Raw genomic sequence first — 17,954 nt, 5'->3', positions numbered from 1 at the left:
CGCTCGAGACGACAGCGCAATCGCGGGGCATCGGTCCAGCCTAGGCCAGCCGCTCCCGCAGCGCCTCACCCAGCCTACCCAGCCCCTCCTCGGCCTCGGCGGCTTCCGCCGCTGAATCCGGGCTGTCGGGCCTGCCCAGATACTCCAGGTAGATCTTGAGCTTAGGCTCGGTGCCGCTGGGCCGGATGCTGGCATGGTAGGCGCCCGCCGCGGCGCCGGATTCGGCACTGTCCACGCCCGTAAGATCGAGCTGGACGAGGTCCGTGGTGGGCAGTGGAATAGGTTCCGGGTCACTGCCATCGGGACGATGGCTCTCGGCGGCCTGATAGTCATGGATCCGGGTGACTTGAAGCCCGGCGATCTGCCCGGGGGGGTCCGCACGCAATGCCTGCAGGCTTTCCTTCATGCGTTCCCGGGCTCCGTCGCCAGTGAGCTTGATGTTGACCTGACGGTTAACGGACAGGCCATGCCGCTGATACAGCGCCTGCAAGCGGGCATTCAGGGTGGTCCCGGCGGCGAGGGCGTCGCGGGCCAGCTCGGCCATCACTACCGCCGCGGCAATGCCATCCTTGTCCCGGACCCGCCGAGTGGGACAGAAACCAATGGCGTCTTCATAGGCATAGAGGAAACGATCGCCCGTGGCCTCGCGTTGCAGGGCGCGATACCAGATCCACTTGAAACCGGTCAGTGTCTGTTCGAAGTCGATGCCGTAGTGGGCTGCCAACCGCCCGAGCAGGCGCGAGCTCACCACGGTGTTCATGACAAATGATTGACCGCCGCCGGGCTTATCTTTGCCTGTCGCCGCCATCTGGCGGGCCATGAGGTAGTCGCCCATGAGCACGCCGGTCTGATCCCCCATCAGGACTCGCCAGTCCCCGTGCTCATCAGGCAGGGCCACTGCCAGACGATCGCCGTCGGGGTCCGTTGCCAGCGCCACATCCGCACCGACCTCGGCAGCGAGTTCCGTCAGCCGGTCGAGCGCTCCCGGCTCCTCCGGGTTGGGAAACCGCACGGTCGGAAAGCCGCCATCCGGCGCCGCCTGTTCCGTGACCTCATACAGATCGATGCCACCCTGCTCGGCGAGCGCTGCCCTGACCAGTTCGCCGGCAACGCCGTGCATGGCGCTGTAGGCGATGCGCAGGGTCGGACGGACCTTGCTGAGGTTGTCTGCACTCGGTGAGACGCCCGAGGCGGTCGGTCGGATCACGGCGGTCGCAGGGTCCGACGGGACGGCCGGCCAGGCGCCCGACGATGAGCTCCCGGGCTGGCGGATGGCCTCGAGATAGCGCGTCCTGAGGCTTTCACCGTAAATTTTCCAGTAGGGGCAGATTTCGCTTTGTGCTGCCTCGGCGGCGTCGATCTTCGGAATCTCCACCCCCGCCGGAAGGGCCTTCAACGCCTGGGCAATGCGCTGATCGATCGGCGAGACCAGCTGTGCGGCATTGGACCAGTAAACCTTGTAGCCCAGGTACTCGGGGGGGTTATGGCTGGCGGTGAGCACGATCCCGGCGGCGGCCTGCAGTTCCAGCGCGGCGAATGCCACCAGCGGCGTCGGAGCATAGTCGTCCAAGACATGGACCCCCAGCCCGGCGCCGGCGATGGTCCGCGCAGCGGTGTCCGCCAGTTCTGTAGAGCCGTGCCGGGCGTCATAGCCGATGACCACACCGCGCTCGGCGGCGTCCGGCACCTCGGCGCGCAGCACATCGGCCATGACCGCCGTGACCCGCTGGATGAGGCGGTGGTTGATATGCGCGGGCCCGGGCCCCTTGAGACCCCGCAGCCCCGCGGTGCCAAACCCGAGTGCTGGGTCGAAGCAGTTGCGAAGGGCAGTAATCGGCGGGTCGGATTCAATGTGGCCTGTATCGGTTTCTGCCCCTGCCTCGCCGGATAGTGCCGCCTCGGCACGCTGAATGCGCTGGTCCAGGTCGCGGCGGGTCTCCGGATCCGGGTCGGCATCACGCCAGGCCCGTGCGTACTCCAGCAGTTGTTTCAGGTCGTCGCCATCCATGGTTTGGATTTTCTCTCTGATGTCATGTCACGGCCGAGGGGATCGACACCCTCTTTGCGACCCCTGTTAACGCTGGACAGAGCTCGCAGGGACACAAGACGTAATGCGTAGGGATTCCAGCTCTTCCAGGGACCGTCTGTCGGCCAGTCGCCACCGTTTGCACTGATTCATGTCGTCATGACGCGTTACGTAAGATATCCAACGTCAACAGGGCCCGAAAAGGACATACCAAACCCTCCCCGGCCACTTCGACCACACCGGCTTGCGCACAGACCGACCCCGCGACGCGTGACCCTCCGCCCGACAACTCACCCTCTTACGATTCGGCCTCTACCACCTCGGCGTAACCATCGGCATCCAGCAGCTCGCCCAGCGCGCCGGCATCGGCCATTCGCATGCGGAAAAGCCAGCCTTCGCCGTAGGGGTCGCTGTTGATGAGCTCCGGCTCGTCCCGGACCGCATCGTTCACGGCGGTAATCTCGCCATCCACCGGGGCATAGATATCAGAGGCGGCTTTCACGGATTCGACCACGGCGCATGCGGCCCCGGCCTCCGTGGTGCCCTCGCCCTCCGGCAGCTCGACGAACACCAGGTCACCGAGCGAGGCCTGGGCGTGATCGGTGATACCCACCGTCACCGTGCCATCGCCCTCATCCCGCACCCACTCATGCGTAGCGGCGTATCGAAGATCGGTGGGTATCTCGCTCATATCGGTTTCCCTCTGCCACGCAAAATGCACTCGAACCGCCCAACGCGGCACCCGTTCGCGATGTTAGCGGTACGGCCGCTAAAATCCCAACGCCGGTTGCCTCAGTTGCGCGTGCCTGGGCGCACTGGCCTCCGGATGCCGCCGGGTTACGGCTCCCGACAGAGCGCGGGCACATCCCCGGCCGCCCCGGTGGCCTGCTTGAGCAGCAGGCGCCGCGCCGGCGGCAGAAGATCCAGTGCGGTCAGGCCGATATTGCGCGCAGCCACCAACGGCAGGAATTCATTGGAGAATAGCCGCACGAGACCGTCGGTAAAGGTGAAAGTACGGCGGTAGTCGCTGCGCCGGGACCGGGCGTAGGCCTCGAGCCGCGACGGCTCACCGGGATCCGGCGGAGGATTCCCTCGCTCCGCCGCCGAACCCGACCTGGCCGCCGAGTCCGGCCCACCCCCCAGCGCCCCGGCCAGCGCCGCCACGTCGCGCAGCGCCAGGTTGAGGCCCTGGCCGGCCACCGGGTGCAGGGCATGCGCTGCGTTGCCCAGGATCACCGCCCGCTCCACCGAGAACTGCTCGGCGGTGACCGCCACCAACGGATAGACATGCCGCTGGCCAACGCCCTCGAGCCGCCCGAGACGCCACCCAAAGGCATCCTGCAGACGCGTTAGAAATGCCGCGTCGGACCAGGATTCGGCGACGTCGCGGGCCTCATCATGGGGCAGCGTCCAGACCAGCGACACGGCATTGTCCGGCGCCGGCAGCAGGGCCAGCGGGCCGTCGGGCGTGAACCGCTCGAAGGCGACGCCGGCGTGGGGACGTTCGGTTCGCAGATTGGCGATGATGGCGCTCTGGCCGTAATCACGCTCGTCGGTCTCGACCCCAAGCGCATCGCGGGTGGCCGAGCGCATGCCATCGGCCACCACCAGCAGTCGGGTGGTCAGCGTGCGCTCGCCATCCTCGGTCTCGATGCGCACCTTGCGCGCCGCGAGCCGCGCCTCGCCGGCAGCCGCGCCGTCATAAACCGGCTGGCTGTCAATGATGTGCGCAGGACAGAACAGCGTAGCAGCGGCCGCCATGGCCGGGCGCAGGGCGGCACCGAGCACCCGGTTGGGCGCGACATGGCCGAGCGCGGGCAGGCCTTCCTGATCGGCACTGAGCCGGGTGAACCCCCCATGTCCGCGATCGGAGACGTGGATGGACCGAATCGGTGCCACCCCCGGCTCGATGGCATCCCAGAGGCCGAGATTCTGGAAGAAACGCCGCGAGGTGGGCGCCAGTGCCGTCTGCCGGTCATCGAAGCTGGGTTGCTGATCGGCCTTTGGGGGCACCGGCTCGACCACCGCCACGGTGAACCCGGTATCGCGCAACGCCACCGCCAGACTGGCCCCCACGAGCCCACCCCCGGCGATCAGGACATCGAAAGTCGCTTCATCCACCATCATGATCCCACCATGGCCGCCTCGATCTCGTCGATGGCCTTCGGTGCCGCCGCCGTCAGGTTGTCATGGCCATCACGGGTGATCACACAGTTGTCCTCGATGCGCACACCGATCCCGTGCCAGCGCTCGTCCACCGGGCTGCCCGGCGGGATGTAGAGCCCCGGCTCGACGGTGAGCGCCATCTCCGGTTCCAGTTCACGCCAATGGCCATCGACCTTGTAGTCACCCACGTCGTGGACATCCATGCCCAGCCAGTGTCCGGTGCGATGCATGAAAAACCGACGGTAGTCGCCGGATTCGATCAGCTCGTCGACCTCGCCGCGGAGCAGATCCAGTTCAACCATGCCCTCAACGAGAACGCGCGTCGCCGCCTCATGAGCGGCATTCCAGTGCTGGCCGGGCCGCACCTCGGCGAGGGCCGCATGCTGCGCATCGAGCACCAGCTCGTAGATCGCCCGTTGCTCGCCGCTGAAGCGCCCGTTCACGGGCAGCGTGCGGGTAATGTCGGCGGCATAGCCATCGAGCTCGATGCCGGCATCCACCAGCAGCAGATCGCCATCCTGCAATGCCGCCTGGTTGGCGATGTAGTGCAGGACGCAGGCATTGGCGCCGCCGCCAGCGATGATCGGATAGGCGGGCCCGCCGTTGTGGCGCCGGAAGTCGTAGAGAAGCTCCGCCTCGACCTCGTACTCCATCATCCCGGGCCGGACCACGCCGAGCAGTCTGGCATGCGCGGCCGCCGTGATGCGGGCCGACTCACGCATCCGCGCCACCTCCGCTTTCGACTTGATCAGCCGCATCTCATGCAGCACATGCTCCAGCGAGACATACTCGAGCGGCGCCTTGACGCCGGCGCGGGCCCGGGCGCGCAGGGCGTTCACCCAGCCGATCAGGCGCTGATCGAAGTCGGCATCCGCCCCCATGGCGCAATAGACCTTGTCCCGACCTTCCATGAGACCCGGCAGAATGTCGTCGATGTCGTCGATGGGAAAGGCATCGTCAGCGCCATAGTCCTCTACCGCGGCGGCCTGGCCGATCGTGCGCCCTTCCCAGGTCTCGCGCAGCGGATCGCGCTCGCGGGAGAAGAGGATGAACTCCCCTTGATCCCGGCCGGGGACGAGTACGGCCACGGCGTCAGGCTCGTCGAAACCGCTCAGGTAGAGAAAGTCGCTGTCCTGGCGGTAGGGGTGGTGGACGTCACGATTGCGCGGCCGCTCCGGCGCAGAGGCCAGCACGGCGATACCATCCTCGCCGACGTGACGCATGAGGATGTCGCGGCGACAGGCATGTTCAGCGGTATCCATCCGTCGGGGTCCTTCTCGCTAATGCAGAATATCCGGTCCGGCGGGGCTGCCGTTGTCCGCGGGACGCGCAGAAGAGGGCAGCGCCGTATGCTCGCGTACGAGCAGCGTGGCCGCACGCAGGTATTCGACCAGCTCGGTGTAGGCGATTTCGCTGTCCTCATCTGCCTCGGCGTCGGCATCGACCCGCGCGATCTCGGTCAGATCGCTAATCACCTCATTGGCCTCGCGCGGCAGCCTGGCTGGATCGTGACTCCCGGCCAGACCAAGGCCGAACAGAAAGCCCTCGCACCACTGGCCGAGGGCGGTGGCGCGCCGACCGATGGGCTGCTCGTCGTCGGGGAGCAGCAGATCGAACTCGAGGCTGTCGTTCTCGAGCCGGTCACGGGTGTCCTGGTAGAGATTGGACAGCGCCTCCAGTACTTCCCTGGCCGGTTCCCCCTTGGGCGAGAGGCCATCCAGCACCTGCGCGATCCAACGGGCCGCCTCCGGTGTCTCGGGGCTGCAGAAAAGGCCGCAGAGCATGCCCTGTGCCTCGGCCGCCGAAAGGTTGGCGTCCACACCCGCCAGAGCAGCCGCTACTTCGTCATAGCGCTCGGAATCATTCATGGGCATATTCTACCATTGGTGCTAGACTCGCAGTGATTACGCGGGGATATCTCAAGTGGTTGATTCCGTTAGCGAACAGGTCATGCAACTGGAACAGCGCGTGGAGCGGCTCATACGGCTCTGCGATCAGCTGCGTGACGAGAACCGCGTACTGCTCCGCGCCCAGGAATCGCTCAACGCGGAACGCGCGGCACTGTTGGACAAGAATGAGACCGCCAGAGCGCGGATCGAGGCCATGATCAGTCGGCTCAAGGCACTGGAGCATAACGGATGAGCGAACCGGTCAAGGTCAGCATCCTCGATCGCGAATTCATGGTCGCCGCCCCCGCCGAGGAGCGTGATGGCCTGCTGGAGTCGGCCCGTCAGCTTGACGCCCGCATGCGCGAAATCCGCGACGCCGGAAAGATCGTCGGCATGGACCGCATCGCGATCATGGCGGCCCTCAACATCACCCATGAGATGCTCCAGGCGCAGAATCACGCAGCCGGCGCAGAGGTGATCGAGACCCGGCTGCGCGACCTGGATGCACGCATCGATGACTACCTCGATGGCGTCGAGGTGCCAGCAGAGCTGCAGCGCCGCTAGACGAAAGGCGGGCAGGGATGCAGACTGTGTCTCGGGTCCCTGTGGCGCTCGATAACGGGTTTTAGCATTCTTGACCCTACAATCATGCGCCTTAGGGGAGACGCTGGTAATGACACCGGTGTGCAGGTCCGCCACGAGCGGAAAGCCTAAGGGGTCATTCGCCCTCCCCGACCTGAACCAAAGGGTTCAAGGGCGTGCCCGAACGACGTCACGGGGACCCGTTCACTTACCGCTTGCCATCCCATGAGCATCACCACCGAGCGCAAGCAGACGCTGCGCGCCCGGCTGAGGGCGCAGCGCCAGGCCATCGAGGCCGGCACCGCCCAATGGGCCGCCCGCATGGCCGCCATACGGGTGATGCGCCTGGCTGCCTGGCGGCGGGCCCGGCGCATTGCGGTTTACCTGGCGGCCGACGGTGAAATCGATCCACACCCGCTGGTCAAGGCCGCATGGCGGACTGGTAAACAGGTCTATCTGCCGGTCATCCGACCCGCGCGGGGCGAGCGCGGGCGACGGGCCGCCCGGCAGCGCGGACATCTGATCTTTCGCCGCTATGACCGCAACACGCCGCTGCATCCAGGCCTGTTGGGGATTCCCGAGCCGGCCGGCCGCCCCCATCCCACCTGCTCCCTGGCCGCCATCGACCTGCTGATCATGCCACTGGTCGGTTTTGACGAAGCCGGTCATCGCCTCGGCATGGGCGGTGGTTTCTATGATCGCACCTTAGGCGTTCGGGGCCGATTTCGCCGGCCGATCTGCCTCGGTCTGGCCCATGCCTGTCAGAAACAGCCAAGCATTCCCCACGATTCATGGGATCAGCCACTGGATATCTGTGTCACCGATTGCGAGACGATTTTCTGTTAAACTGCGCGGTTAATTCAATTCGAGCCGCTTTCTGGAAACGTCATGGCTTACTGGTTGATGAAGTCCGAGCCGGATGTCTACGGCATCGATCATCTGGCGGCGGAACCCGATGGAACAGAGCACTGGGACGGCATCCGCAACTACCAGGTGCGCAATATGTTCCGGGATCAGTTCCAGCCGGGAGATCAGGCGTTCTTCTACCACTCCAATACCAAAGTGCCGGGCATTGTCGGCATCATGGAGGTAGTCAGCGAGGCCTATCCGGATCACACCGCATTCGACCCGGACGAAAAGTACTATGACCCTAAAAGCGATCCGGACAACCCCAGATGGCTGATGGTGGATGTGCGCTATATCAGACATCTGGACCGAATTATCCCGTTGTCGGAACTCAAGGCGGAGCCCGCTCTGTCTGAAATGCGTCTCGTCCAGCGCGGTAACCGGCTGTCCGTGATGCCGTTAAGCGAATCGGAATGGGACCATATCCTCGAAATGGAACAACGGGATACGTCAGACAATGGATAACGACAAAACAAAGAGCTCTCCTCTGCGAACGCTCATTGAAGCGACTCCACTGGGTGCAATCGCCCTCATCCTTGCCCTCTGGTGGCTTGGCTGGCCCGGCATTGCCAATAGCGACGGCAAGGTGCCGCCACTGGAGCCGGTTTACGCCAGCAGCGCGGAGCGACTCGAGGCGGTTTTCTCGCAGGCGGGTTACTTCTGGCCGGCTAACCAGGTGCCGCCCCTGACGGTGCAGTATTTCCCGGACGATCTCTCGGATACCCCCACCGAGACCCGCAAGTCGCTGTTCTTCCGCACGCTGCTTCCGCTGGTACTGGCGGAGAATACCCGCATCGAAATGCAGCGCAGCGAACTCAAGCAGGCCATCAACGAGGACCTGCCGGAACAGCGCAGGGTCAACATCATCAAGCGCCTCGCCGGGGAATATGACGTCGACGGCGATCCGCTCGCCAAGGAAACGGCCGATACCCTCATGAACCGCATCGATACCGTGCCGGCCTCACTGGCACTGGCGCAGGCGGCGATTGAGAGCGGCTGGGGCACATCGCGGTTCGCACGCCAGGGCAACAACCTGTTCGGCGAGTGGACCTGGCAGGCCAGCGAAGGCCTGAAGCCCCGCGACCGGGCCAAGGGGGCTGACCATTACGTCCGGGTCTTCGATGACCTGCGCGACTCCGTGCGCAGCTATCTCAACAACCTCAACAGCCACGAGGCCTACCAGCGCTTCCGTTCGCTTCGGGCGCGAGCTGCCGAGGCGGGGCGGGAGATGACACCCACCGAGATGACCGCAGGGCTGGAGAAGTATTCCCAGCGTGGATGGGCCTATGTAAAGGAAGTCCGGGAAATGATCAGCGGCAACGGTCTGGAACAGGCGGTGGCCAATGCACGGCTCTCGGACATTCCGGAACGCCTGGCCCTTCGCTAGCCGATCGGCTTACTCAGCACCCGCGAGCTGCGGCCGAGGTTGTAAAAGGCCTGGCGGCTCGCGGGCAGGGCATCCACTGGCGCCGGCGCAAAGCCCTGTTCCTGGAACCAGTGGGCGGTTCGCGTGGTGAGCACGAAAAGCCACTCACGACCGGCGGCGCGGGCGTCATCCTCCAGTCTGCGCAGCAGCTGCCGGCCTCTCTGGCCGCCTCGGTAGTCCGGATGCACCACCAGGCAGGCAACCTCCGCGGCATTCGTCTCGGGGATCGGGTGCAGCGCCGCGCAGGCCACGACCGTTCCCTCGCGCTCCACTACCGTAAAATCGCCGATTTCGGTCTCCAGCCGCTCCCGGGTGCGCCGCACGAGGGTACCGTCCGCCTCGAGCGGGGCAATCAGCGCCAGGATGCCGCTAATGTCCTCAACGCCGGCGGTGCGCAGCCGCTCGAACGCCCGGGGCGTCACCAGCGTGCCGACACCATCCCGGCTGAACAGCTCACCGAGGATGGCGCCATCACGGGCCCGCGGCAGCAGATGGACCCGCGCGACACCGCCTCGGCAGGCGGCGACGGCACGGGCGAGCTGGGCGATGACCGGCGAATCAGCCATATTCCCCGGCTCCAGCCAGTCTCGTGCCTGCTCGACGGTAAGCTCGCCGATGGCCTCGCCGTGGGCATCCACCAACCCTTCACCTTCGTGCAGGAACAGCAGCTTATCTGCCCGCAGACCGCGAGCGGCCGCGACCGCGACATCTTCGGCATAAAGGTTGAACTGCTCCCCCGTGGGCGAAACGCCGAGCGGACTCAACAGCACCACTGCGCCATCGTCGAGTCGCTGGCGGATGGCCGTGGTATCAATACGCCTCACCTCACCGGTCTGTAGATAGTCCACCCCGTCTCGGACTCCGAGCGGCCGCGCGGTCACGAAGTTGCCGCTGGCGACCTGCAGGCGCAGGCCAGCCATAGGTGAATTGGCGAGCCCCATCGAGAACAGCGCCTCGAGTTCGAGCCGCACGCTGCCGACGGCGTCGCGCACGCAGGCGAGCGCGTCAGCATCGGTCACCCGCAGGCCGTTGACGTAACGAATGGTGGCACCCTGATGGCTGAGGCGCTCTTCGATCTGCGGACGTGCCCCCGGGACAACCACCAGGCGGATACCGAGCCCACTTAGCAGAGCCAGATCATGCACCAGGCCGGCCGCCGTCCCTTCAGTCAGTGCCTCACCACCGACACTGACCACGAAAGTGCGCCCCCGGTGAGCATGGATAAAGGGGGAGCTGTGGCGGAACCAGTCCACCAGATGGCCCAGGGAATCATTCATGCGCCAGAGCCCCTAGAGGTCTCCCCAGCTGCTGCGCTTGCGCCAGCGGATGCGGGTGACGAGGATCCCCAGCAGCATGCCGAATACGATCACGCCCGCCCCGGCGATAAACCAGTCCTGGCGCTCGCGGTCGGCCATGCGCTCGGCTTCGCGGGAGAGGTCCTGAACCTGACGCTCCAGATCGATGACCTGCTTGCGCAGGGCCTTGTTCTCGTCGGCGAGCTGCAATCCTTCATCAGCCTCCTGAAGGCGCTGGGACATCCGCTGGTTATCCGCCTCGAGTTCGGTATTGGCGGTGCTCACGGTTTCCAGTTCCGATTCCACTCTGGCCAGGGTGTCGGATATTTGTCCGTTTTCCTGACGCAGCCGCTCGAGCTGTTCGCTGGCACGGGCTAGCCGGGTGGCGGCGCCGGGCTCGGACTGCAGGTAGATACTGCGCACCCAGCCCTCGTCGTCACCGGTCCGGACCCGGGTCCAGGTGTCACCACGCTGAAGCACCTCGAGCTGCGCCCCGGAGCTCAGCAACCGAATGATGCGGTAGTCATTGCCCTGGCCACTGCGCATCGTGATCTCGAGTTCATCGGTCACATAGGCCGTTGTCTGTGCGACCGCCGGCGCCAGACTCACCAGACCCATCACCACCACCATGCCCGCCGCATGTACCCATCGCCGCACGAACGCCTACTCCTGTCATGAATCGCTTAAACGAAGATTGGAATTCAGTCTAGCTCAAGCCCCGGATACTGGACACCCGGCGCCTTCCTGCTCCAGCGCCATTCCGTCACAATGAACCCCATGCTGCATTACCCCGATATCGACCCGGTCGCCATTTCACTCGGCCCGCTGGACATCCACTGGTACGGCGTCATGTACGCCGTCGGCTTCGGGCTGGCGTGGTGGCTGGGGCGACTGCGGGCACGTCGACCGGACACACCCATCAAGCCGTCGCAGATGGACGATCTGTTGCTGTTCGGCGCCATCGGTGTGGTAGTCGGCGGCCGCGTCGGCTATGCGCTGTTCTATAGCGGCGGGGCGGTCTGGAACGATCCGCTCTCGCTGCTCCGCCTCTGGGAAGGGGGCATGGCCTTCCATGGCGGACTCATTGGCGTGATCCTGATGATGGCGTGGTATGCCTGGCGCCAGGGGATCCGTCCGCTGGCGCTGGGCGACTTTGTCGCGCCGCTCATCCCGCCGGGCCTGGCGGCGGGCCGGCTTGGCAACTTCATCAACGGCGAGCTCTGGGGCGCACCGACCCAACTGCCCTGGGGCATGGTCTATCCGCCGCTGGGGCCTTCCCCACGACACCCCTCACAGCTCTATGAAATGGCACTGGAGGGGATCGTGCTCTTCGTGGTGGTGTGGTGGTTCTCAAGCCGTCCGCGGCCCACCGGCATGGTGACGGGCCTGTTCCTCGCCGGCTACGGCGTCGCCCGATTCAGCGTGGAGTTCGTGCGCCTGCCGGACGCGCACATCGGTTACCTGCTGGGCGGCTGGTTGACCATGGGTCAGCTGCTTTCCCTGCCGATGATCCTGGCGGGACTCGGCCTGATGGCCTGGGCGGCGCGTCGCCGCTGACTTGCCGTCGACTTCGGCGGACACCACAATCCCAGGTCCAACACGGGAGTCATCCGCACGCATGCAACAGTACCTGGACCTTCTCCGCCACGTCCGTGACCACGGCATCGAGAAATCCGATCGCACCGGGACGGGAACCCGATCGGTGTTCGGCTGGCAGATGCGCTTTGACCTGGCCGAGGGTTTCCCGGTGGTCACCACCAAGAAACTGCATCTGCGATCGATCATCCACGAGCTGCTCTGGTTCCTGGCGGGTGACAGCAATATCCGCTACCTGAAGGAAAACGGTGTCAGGATCTGGGATGAATGGGCCGACGAAAATGGCGACCTGGGGCCCATCTATGGCGTGCAGTGGCGCTCATGGCCCGCTCCAGATGGCCGGAAAATCGACCAGATCGCCCAGGTCATCGAACAGATCCGGCACAATCCGGATTCGCGCCGGCATATCGTGACCGCCTGGAACCCGGCCGAAGTCGACCGCATGGGACTCCCGCCCTGCCATGTGCTTTTCCAGTTCTACGTCGCCGGTGGCCGGCTCTCCTGCCAGCTCTATCAGCGCAGTGCCGACCTGTTCCTTGGCGTGCCGTTCAATATCGCCTCCTATGCGCTGCTCACCCACATGGTGGCGCAGGTCACCGGGCTGGCGCCGGGCGAGTTCGTGCATACCTTCGGTGATGCCCACCTCTATGTGAATCACCTGGAGCAGGCCGACCGACAGCTGGCACGTGAACCACTGCCGCTGCCGACGCTGCGCCTGAATCCGGACATCACGAACCTGTTCGATTTCCGGTTCGAGGACATCGCCCTTGAGGGGTACCAGTCACATCCGCATATCGCCGCCCCGGTGGCGGTGTAGAGGAGGTTTACGCCATGCAGATCACGCTCGTGGTGGCAATGAGCGAGAACCGGGTCATCGGCCGCAACAACGACCTGCCCTGGCGGCTGCCCGATGACATGCGGCATTTCGTGGCACTGACCCGCGGCAAGCCCATCGTCATGGGCCGGCGCAACTTCGAGTCGATCGGCCGGCCCCTGCCCAACCGGCAGAACATCGTCATGACGCGGGATGCGACCTGGTCCGCCGACGGCGTGGAGGCGGTCCGGACCCTGGACGAGGCGATCGCCGCGGCGGGCGATGCCCCGGAGCTGATGGTCATCGGCGGCGCCGAGATCTACGCCGCTTTCCTGCCCATCGCCGACCACATCGAGCTGACCCGGGTGCGCGCGGAGCTGGAGGGAGATACCTGGTTCCCGGCCTTCGAGGGCCCGGACTGGGCCCTACAACAGACCACGCATCACCCGGTCGATGCCGAGCATGCCTGGCCGATGGATTTCGAGACGTGGGTGCGGGTTAATCGCTGACCGCGCGACAGCGTCCGCCGTATCCAATTAGATCCCGCATCATCTGACGCCTAGCGCTTCATGGCCTGGAAAAACTCGTTGTTGGTCTTCGTGTCCTTGAGCTTGTCGAGCAGGAATTCGATGGCCGCGAGCTCATCCATGGGATGCAGGAGCTTGCGCAGGATCCAGACCTTCTGGAGCTCCTCCGGGGTCATCAGCAGCTCCTCACGGCGCGTACCGGAGCGATTGATGTTGATGGCCGGATAGATGCGCTTCTCGGCGATACGGCGGTCGAGGTGAACCTCCATGTTGCCGGTGCCCTTGAACTCCTCATAGATCACATCGTCCATGCGCGAGCCGGTCTCGATCAGCGAGGTGGCGATGATGCTCAGGCTGCCGCCCTCCTCGATATTGCGGGCGGCGCCGAAGAAACGCTTGGGACGATGAAGCGCATTGGCATCCACGCCACCGGTCAGCACCTTGCCGGAGCTCGGCACCACCGTGTTGTAGGCCCGCGCCAGACGGGTGATGGAGTCGAGCATGATGACCACGTCACGCTTGTGCTCGACCAGGCGCTTGGCCTTCTCAATCACCATCTCGGCGACCTGGACGTGGCGGTTGGCCGGCTCGTCGAAAGTCGACGACACTACTTCACCCCGCACGGTGCGCTCCATCTCGGTGACTTCCTCCGGGCGCTCGTCGATGAGCAGCACGATGACGTAAGCCTCGGGATTATTCGCCGTGATGGACTGCGCAATGTTCTGCAGCAGCATGGTCTTGCCGGCCTTGGGCGGCGAGACGATCAGCGCACGCTGCCCCTTGCCGATGGGCGCGGACAGATCGATGACCCGGGCGGTCAGATCCTCGGTGGATCCGTTTCCGCGCTCAAGGGTCAGCCGTTCCTTGGGGAACAGCGGCGTGAGGTTCTCGAACAGAACCTTATGCTTCGCCGCCTCCGGCTTCTCGAAGTTGATCTGATCGACCTTGAGCAGCGCGAAGTAGCGCTCGCCCTCCTTGGGCGGGCGGATCTTCCCGGAGATGGTGTCGCCGGTGCGCAGGCTGAAGCGGCGGATCTGGCTGGGCGAGACGTAAATGTCGTCGGGCCCGGCCATGTAGGAGCTGGTGGTGGAGCGCAGGAACCCGAAGCCGTCCTGCAGGATCTCCAGGACGCCGTCGCCCCAGATGTCTTCGCCCTTCTTGGCATGGGCCTTGAGCAGCGAGAAGATGACATCCTGCTTACGAGAGCGGGCCATGTTCTCGATGCCGAGGGACTGGGCCAGCTCGACGAGTTCGGCGGCTGGCTTCTGCTTGAGTTCGGTGAGATTCATTACTGCTTCGAGGCCGCCCGGCGGACGGCCATTACCCTGGTAGGAAAGGGGGCGTACCCCGGGGATTCCACTATTGCTAGAGGTTGCTGTCGATGAAGGCGGAGAGCTGCGCCTTGGAAAGGGCACCCACCTTGGTCGCCTCGACACCGCCGTTCTTGAACAGCATCAGCGTGGGAATGCCACGGATACCGTACTTCGGCGGAGTTTCCGGGTTCTCATCGATGTTCAGCTTGGCGATCTTGAGCTTACCCTCAAAGCTGCCGGCCACTTCCTCGAGGATCGGCGCGATCATCTTGCAGGGGCCGCACCACTCCGCCCAATAGTCCACCAGGACCGGTTGATCGGAGTTGATGACTTCAGACTCAAAGTTGGCGTCGGAGACGTGGACGATGTTGTCGCTCACGAAACAATCCTCCAGGGATACGCAGGTTGCTTGTCGGAGTTGAAACGACCGGATGGATCGCTTGGCGAATACATGAGGCCTAATAGGGGGTATGGCCTGAATGGCACTGATGGGGAGCGTATCCCCCTGTGCGAGGCGTGTCAACTTCCGTGCTCTGGCGTGTATATTGACGCCCCATGAACACAACGGACATCGATCGCCTCAGCGAGGCCGCCATTGATATTGCCGAGTCGGCGGGCCGCGAGATCCTGTCGATCTATGCGAGCGGCTTCGAGGTCGAGGCGAAAGCCGACGACTCGCCGCTGACAACAGCGGACAACGCCGCCCACCACTTGATTGTCGAGCAGCTGGGCGAATTGACCCCGGATATCCCGGTGATCTCGGAGGAGGGGGGCATCCCTGCGTATGAAGCGCGCCGCGACTGGCCGCGCTACTGGCTGGTGGATCCGCTCGATGGCACGCGGGAGTTCGTCAAGCGCAACGGCGAGTTCACCGTGAACATCGCGCTCATCGAACACCAGGCACCGGCGATCGGGGTCGTCCATGCCCCGGTTCTATCCACCACCTGGATGGGCATTCTCTGGCCCGTTGCCGACGGCGATTCCGGGACCCAGCTCTGTCGGGCCGAGCGTCGCGACGCCGAGGGCCGCCACGATATCCGTACCCGCCGCGTGGATACCGACCGTCTGACCGTCGTCGTAAGCCGCTCGCACCGGCATCCTCGCGTGGAGGAACTCCTCCAGCGGCTGCCCGAATTCGAGACGCGCTCGATGGGCAGCTCATTGAAGTTCTGCCTGGTGGCCGAGGGCGCGGCGGACTGCTATCCGCGCTTCGGGCCGACTTCCGAGTGGGACAGTGCCGCCGCCCAGTGCGTCGTCGAGGCCGCCGGAGGCGTCGTCATGCGCCCCGATGGGGTGCCACTGCGCTACAACGCCAAGGAATCCACCCTCAACCCCAATTTCGTCGTCCTGGGCGACCCCGACTGGCGCTGGGCGGAATACCTTCAAGGCCTGCCGGTGGACGAGCGCTGAGACGCACGCGATCGCGCCTCAGTGCATGAGCACATATTCGCCCGGCGCGTCGGCATAGGGCACGAAACCCCGCTCGGGCACACCGATGGACGGTGGTGACACAGGCTCACCGGAGCGCTCGGCCAGCCACTGCTGCCAGGCGGGCCACCAGGACCCCTCCTCGCGTGGTCTCTCGCGCTCAAACCGTTCCGCCGGATAGGTCGGGCCCAGCGGCTGGAAGTGCTTCATCTGGTAGTGGCGCCGCGGATGGCCGGGCTCGCTGACGATGCCGGCATTATGCCCACCCCGCGTGAGCAGGAAGGTGACATCAGTGCGCGCGAGCCGGACGATCTTGTAGACCGAGTGCCAGGGTGCGATGTGGTCCTTTTGGGTCGCCACCGAGAAGATCGGCGCATCGATATCGCCGACGGATACTGGCCGGCCATCGATGTCGTAGCGGCCTTCCACCAGGTCGTTATGCAGAAACAGATCGCGTAAATACTCGCTGTGCATGCGATAGGGCAGCCGGGTGGCATCCGCATTCCAGGCCATCAGGTCGAACATTTCTTCGCGCTCGCCCATCAGGTAGTTACGCACGAGCCGCGACCAGACCAGATCCTGGGAGCGCAGGAGATGGAAGGCGCCGGCCATATGATCACGGCCCAGGTAACCGCGCGCCCACATCACATCCTCCAGGAACGAGACCTGTGACTCGTCGATGAACAGATCCAGTTCGCCAGGCTCGGTGAAATCGGTCTGTGCCGCCAGCAAGGACAGGGTCGCCAGGCGGTCGTCCCCGTCCCGGGCCATGGCCGCGGCGGCCAGGGTAAAAAGCGTGCCGCCCAGGCAATAGCCGACGCCGTGCACCTTCTGCTCGGGCACGATGGCGTTGACGGCATCCAGTGCATCATTGACACCCATTCGCCGATAGTCGGCCATACCCATCTCACGATCCTCGGGGCCTGGATTCTTCCAGGAGACCACGAACACGGTATGGCCCTGGTTGACCAGATATTCGATCAGCGACCGGCCCGGCTGCAGGTCGAGGATGTAGTACTTCATGATCCAGGCCGGCACGATCAGCACCGGCTCAGGGTGCACGGTCTCCGTCGTGGGCTCGTATTGGATGAGCTCCATGAGCGCATTGCGGTGGACCACCTTGCCTGGTGTCAGCGCCAGATCACGCCCCACCTGGTAGTCCTCGCCACCCTTCTGCGGTCGTCCCGCGATCTCCCGCTGCGTGTCCTCCAACCAGTTCGATGCGCCCCGGACCAGGTTCCAGCCGTTTTCGCTGATGGTCCGCTCCAGGACCTCTGGGTTAGTGGGCAGGAAGTTGGACGGCGAGAACAGATCGAGCATCTGCCGGACCGTGAAATTCACCACTTCCTCGTGGTGCGGATCAACGCCGGGCACACCTGCGGTTGCCACATGCCACCACTGCTGCTGCAGCAGAAAGGCCTGATGGATGAAGGAAAACGGCCAGCGCTCCCACTCCGGCGCATCGAAGCGGTGATCATTGGGCAACGGCTCGATGCAACGCCCTTCGGTGTCCCCGGCAAGGCAGTGACCGGAGTAGGCCGCGAGCCGCAGCGCCTTACGCAGCGCCTTCTCCTGCAGGGCACTCTGGCGTCCCGGATTGAGTGCGAGATGACCCGCCCAGTCAAAAAAGGCAAGCTGCAACGCGGTCGGCGAGATGCCCCCGGTCATTCGGCCAAGGGTGGCATGAAGCAGCCGATCCCATGGCACCGGTTCGGTCACATTTTCCTCGAAGGCATGTTCCAGGCGCGTCATGTCGCTTCCTTTCGTGCGGATTCACCCTGTTGGGCTCTAGGACGCGGCGGTCGGTTCCCCTCGGTGCGAATGCCGGCTCGACCCCCTTCGCCGGGCTCACCGGTCCGCTAACCGATGAAGGGCTTGGCGCTCCCATCTCCTTGCCCCGGGCTCGCGCGGTGCGCGAGGCGCTTCATGCGGTGGATAACACACGGAAACGCGCCCCGAGGTCGCCCGGGGCAAGGAGACGGGATC

At 64.9% G+C, this 17,954-nt stretch carries 19 protein-coding genes and 1 other RNA gene; 10 read left to right on the top strand and 10 right to left on the bottom strand.

Annotated features, from left to right (window positions below; genetic code table 11):
- Positions 1–40: 40 nt before the first annotated feature.
- The 5 genes from V6X30_RS09035 to V6X30_RS09015 all read right to left on the bottom strand — a co-directional run bounded on the left by V6X30_RS09035 (position 41) and on the right by V6X30_RS09015 (position 6,060).
- Positions 41–2,008 carry a phospho-sugar mutase gene (locus V6X30_RS09035; protein ID WP_367984305.1) on the bottom strand — a complete coding sequence of 656 codons (1,968 nt, stop codon included), beginning with the start codon at positions 2,006–2,008 and terminating at the stop codon, positions 41–43.
- 316 nt (positions 2,009–2,324) lie between these two features.
- Positions 2,325–2,717 carry a glycine cleavage system protein GcvH gene (gene gcvH, locus V6X30_RS09030; RefSeq protein WP_367984304.1) on the bottom strand — a complete coding sequence of 131 codons (393 nt, stop codon included), beginning with the start codon at positions 2,715–2,717 and terminating at the stop codon, positions 2,325–2,327.
- A 146-nt stretch (positions 2,718–2,863) separates the two neighbouring features.
- A complete protein-coding gene (ubiH, locus tag V6X30_RS09025; RefSeq protein ID WP_367984303.1) occupies positions 2,864–4,153 on the bottom strand; it encodes a 2-octaprenyl-6-methoxyphenyl hydroxylase in 1,290 nt (429 codons plus the stop codon).
- Positions 4,150–5,454: an aminopeptidase P N-terminal domain-containing protein gene (locus V6X30_RS09020; protein ID WP_367984302.1), complete on the bottom strand. Its 1,305-nt coding sequence runs from the start codon at positions 5,452–5,454 to the stop codon at positions 4,150–4,152. The genes ubiH and V6X30_RS09020 overlap by 4 nt, the downstream gene beginning before the upstream one ends.
- A gap of 18 nt (positions 5,455–5,472) precedes the next feature.
- Positions 5,473–6,060 carry a UPF0149 family protein gene (locus V6X30_RS09015; RefSeq protein WP_367984301.1) on the bottom strand — a complete coding sequence of 196 codons (588 nt, stop codon included), beginning with the start codon at positions 6,058–6,060 and terminating at the stop codon, positions 5,473–5,475.
- A gap of 55 nt (positions 6,061–6,115) precedes the next feature.
- Between V6X30_RS09015 and V6X30_RS09010 the strand changes: the two genes are divergently transcribed.
- The 6 genes from V6X30_RS09010 (at position 6,116) to V6X30_RS08985 (ending at position 8,956) form a co-directional block, all read left to right on the top strand.
- Positions 6,116–6,334, top strand: a complete 219-nt coding sequence (locus tag V6X30_RS09010) for a TIGR02449 family protein (RefSeq protein WP_367984300.1) — start codon at positions 6,116–6,118, stop codon at positions 6,332–6,334.
- Positions 6,331–6,645: a cell division protein ZapA gene (locus V6X30_RS09005; protein ID WP_367984299.1), complete on the top strand. Its 315-nt coding sequence runs from the start codon at positions 6,331–6,333 to the stop codon at positions 6,643–6,645. The genes V6X30_RS09010 and V6X30_RS09005 overlap by 4 nt, the downstream gene beginning before the upstream one ends.
- Before the next feature lie 33 nt (positions 6,646–6,678).
- Positions 6,679–6,866: non-coding RNA, 6S RNA (gene ssrS / locus V6X30_RS09000), on the top strand.
- 22 nt (positions 6,867–6,888) lie between these two features.
- Positions 6,889–7,509, top strand: coding sequence for a 5-formyltetrahydrofolate cyclo-ligase (locus V6X30_RS08995; RefSeq protein ID WP_367984297.1), 621 nt, complete (start codon positions 6,889–6,891; stop codon positions 7,507–7,509).
- Between the two features lie 42 nt (positions 7,510–7,551).
- On the top strand, positions 7,552–8,034 hold the full coding sequence (locus tag V6X30_RS08990) for an EVE domain-containing protein (protein ID WP_367984295.1): 483 nt from the start codon (positions 7,552–7,554) through the stop codon (positions 8,032–8,034).
- Positions 8,027–8,956: a glucosaminidase domain-containing protein gene (locus tag V6X30_RS08985; protein ID WP_367984294.1), complete on the top strand. Its 930-nt coding sequence runs from the start codon at positions 8,027–8,029 to the stop codon at positions 8,954–8,956. The genes V6X30_RS08990 and V6X30_RS08985 overlap by 8 nt, the downstream gene beginning before the upstream one ends.
- On the opposite strand, the gene argA is transcribed toward V6X30_RS08985, so the two are convergent.
- Entirely contained in the window at positions 8,953–10,272 is a 1,320-nt protein-coding gene (gene argA / locus V6X30_RS08980) for an amino-acid N-acetyltransferase (protein WP_367984293.1), read from the bottom strand. The genes V6X30_RS08985 and argA overlap by 4 nt on opposite strands.
- Before the next feature lie 12 nt (positions 10,273–10,284).
- A complete protein-coding gene (locus tag V6X30_RS08975) occupies positions 10,285–10,947 on the bottom strand; it encodes a TIGR04211 family SH3 domain-containing protein (protein ID WP_367984292.1) in 663 nt (220 codons plus the stop codon).
- A 120-nt stretch (positions 10,948–11,067) separates the two neighbouring features.
- On the opposite strand from V6X30_RS08975, the gene lgt reads away from it, so the two are divergent.
- The 3 genes from lgt to V6X30_RS08960 all read left to right on the top strand — a co-directional run bounded on the left by lgt (position 11,068) and on the right by V6X30_RS08960 (position 13,209).
- Positions 11,068–11,847, top strand: a complete 780-nt coding sequence (gene lgt / locus V6X30_RS08970; protein WP_367984291.1) for a prolipoprotein diacylglyceryl transferase — start codon at positions 11,068–11,070, stop codon at positions 11,845–11,847.
- Between the two features lie 61 nt (positions 11,848–11,908).
- Entirely contained in the window at positions 11,909–12,703 is a 795-nt protein-coding gene (locus V6X30_RS08965; RefSeq protein WP_367984290.1) for a thymidylate synthase, read from the top strand.
- A gap of 14 nt (positions 12,704–12,717) precedes the next feature.
- Complete coding sequence (locus V6X30_RS08960; RefSeq protein WP_367984289.1) at positions 12,718–13,209, top strand: dihydrofolate reductase; 492 nt, start codon at positions 12,718–12,720, stop codon at positions 13,207–13,209.
- 50 nt (positions 13,210–13,259) lie between these two features.
- On the opposite strand, the gene rho is transcribed toward V6X30_RS08960, so the two are convergent.
- Positions 13,260–14,516, bottom strand: coding sequence for a transcription termination factor Rho (rho, locus tag V6X30_RS08955; RefSeq protein ID WP_367967756.1), 1,257 nt, complete (start codon positions 14,514–14,516; stop codon positions 13,260–13,262).
- A gap of 76 nt (positions 14,517–14,592) precedes the next feature.
- Positions 14,593–14,919 carry a thioredoxin TrxA gene (gene trxA, locus V6X30_RS08950; RefSeq protein WP_367984288.1) on the bottom strand — a complete coding sequence of 109 codons (327 nt, stop codon included), beginning with the start codon at positions 14,917–14,919 and terminating at the stop codon, positions 14,593–14,595.
- 176 nt (positions 14,920–15,095) lie between these two features.
- Here trxA and cysQ point away from each other — a divergent pair, with 176 nt between their 5' ends.
- Positions 15,096–15,950, top strand: a complete 855-nt coding sequence (cysQ, locus tag V6X30_RS08945; protein ID WP_367984287.1) for a 3'(2'),5'-bisphosphate nucleotidase CysQ — start codon at positions 15,096–15,098, stop codon at positions 15,948–15,950.
- 18 nt (positions 15,951–15,968) lie between these two features.
- On the opposite strand, the gene V6X30_RS08940 is transcribed toward cysQ, so the two are convergent.
- Positions 15,969–17,720 (bottom strand): PHA/PHB synthase family protein, encoded by a 1,752-nt coding sequence (locus V6X30_RS08940; protein WP_367984286.1) that lies wholly within the window; start codon positions 17,718–17,720, stop codon positions 15,969–15,971.
- Between the last annotated feature and the right edge of the window lie 234 nt (positions 17,721–17,954).

It is taken from the genome of Spiribacter sp. 1M189 (genome assembly GCF_040838345.1).
In the GTDB taxonomy this organism is placed as follows: domain Bacteria; phylum Pseudomonadota; class Gammaproteobacteria; order Nitrococcales; family Nitrococcaceae; genus Spiribacter; species Spiribacter insolitus.
This window is presented reverse-complemented; position numbering and strand designations above follow the sequence as displayed.

Bases quoted from the DNA above. Each gene is read 5' to 3' on its own strand.
- lgt (WP_367984291.1), top strand. From the start codon at position 11,068: ATGCTGCATTACCCCGATATCGACCCGGTCGCCATTTCACTCGGCCCG.
- V6X30_RS09035 (WP_367984305.1), bottom strand. From the start codon at position 2,008: ATGGATGGCGACGACCTGAAACAACTGCTGGAGTACGCACGGGCCTGG.
- V6X30_RS08990 (WP_367984295.1), top strand. From the start codon at position 7,552: ATGGCTTACTGGTTGATGAAGTCCGAGCCGGATGTCTACGGCATCGAT.
- V6X30_RS08960 (WP_367984289.1), top strand. From the start codon at position 12,718: ATGCAGATCACGCTCGTGGTGGCAATGAGCGAGAACCGGGTCATCGGC.
- V6X30_RS08985 (WP_367984294.1), top strand. From the start codon at position 8,027: ATGGATAACGACAAAACAAAGAGCTCTCCTCTGCGAACGCTCATTGAA.
- rho (WP_367967756.1), bottom strand. From the start codon at position 14,516: ATGAATCTCACCGAACTCAAGCAGAAGCCAGCCGCCGAACTCGTCGAG.
- cysQ (WP_367984287.1), top strand. From the start codon at position 15,096: ATGAACACAACGGACATCGATCGCCTCAGCGAGGCCGCCATTGATATT.
- argA (WP_367984293.1), bottom strand. From the start codon at position 10,272: ATGAATGATTCCCTGGGCCATCTGGTGGACTGGTTCCGCCACAGCTCC.
- V6X30_RS08965 (WP_367984290.1), top strand. From the start codon at position 11,909: ATGCAACAGTACCTGGACCTTCTCCGCCACGTCCGTGACCACGGCATC.
- V6X30_RS09015 (WP_367984301.1), bottom strand. From the start codon at position 6,060: ATGAATGATTCCGAGCGCTATGACGAAGTAGCGGCTGCTCTGGCGGGT.
- V6X30_RS08995 (WP_367984297.1), top strand. From the start codon at position 6,889: ATGAGCATCACCACCGAGCGCAAGCAGACGCTGCGCGCCCGGCTGAGG.
- V6X30_RS08940 (WP_367984286.1), bottom strand. From the start codon at position 17,720: ATGACGCGCCTGGAACATGCCTTCGAGGAAAATGTGACCGAACCGGTG.
- V6X30_RS09020 (WP_367984302.1), bottom strand. From the start codon at position 5,454: ATGGATACCGCTGAACATGCCTGTCGCCGCGACATCCTCATGCGTCAC.
- ubiH (WP_367984303.1), bottom strand. From the start codon at position 4,153: ATGATGGTGGATGAAGCGACTTTCGATGTCCTGATCGCCGGGGGTGGG.
- gcvH (WP_367984304.1), bottom strand. From the start codon at position 2,717: ATGAGCGAGATACCCACCGATCTTCGATACGCCGCTACGCATGAGTGG.
- V6X30_RS09005 (WP_367984299.1), top strand. From the start codon at position 6,331: ATGAGCGAACCGGTCAAGGTCAGCATCCTCGATCGCGAATTCATGGTC.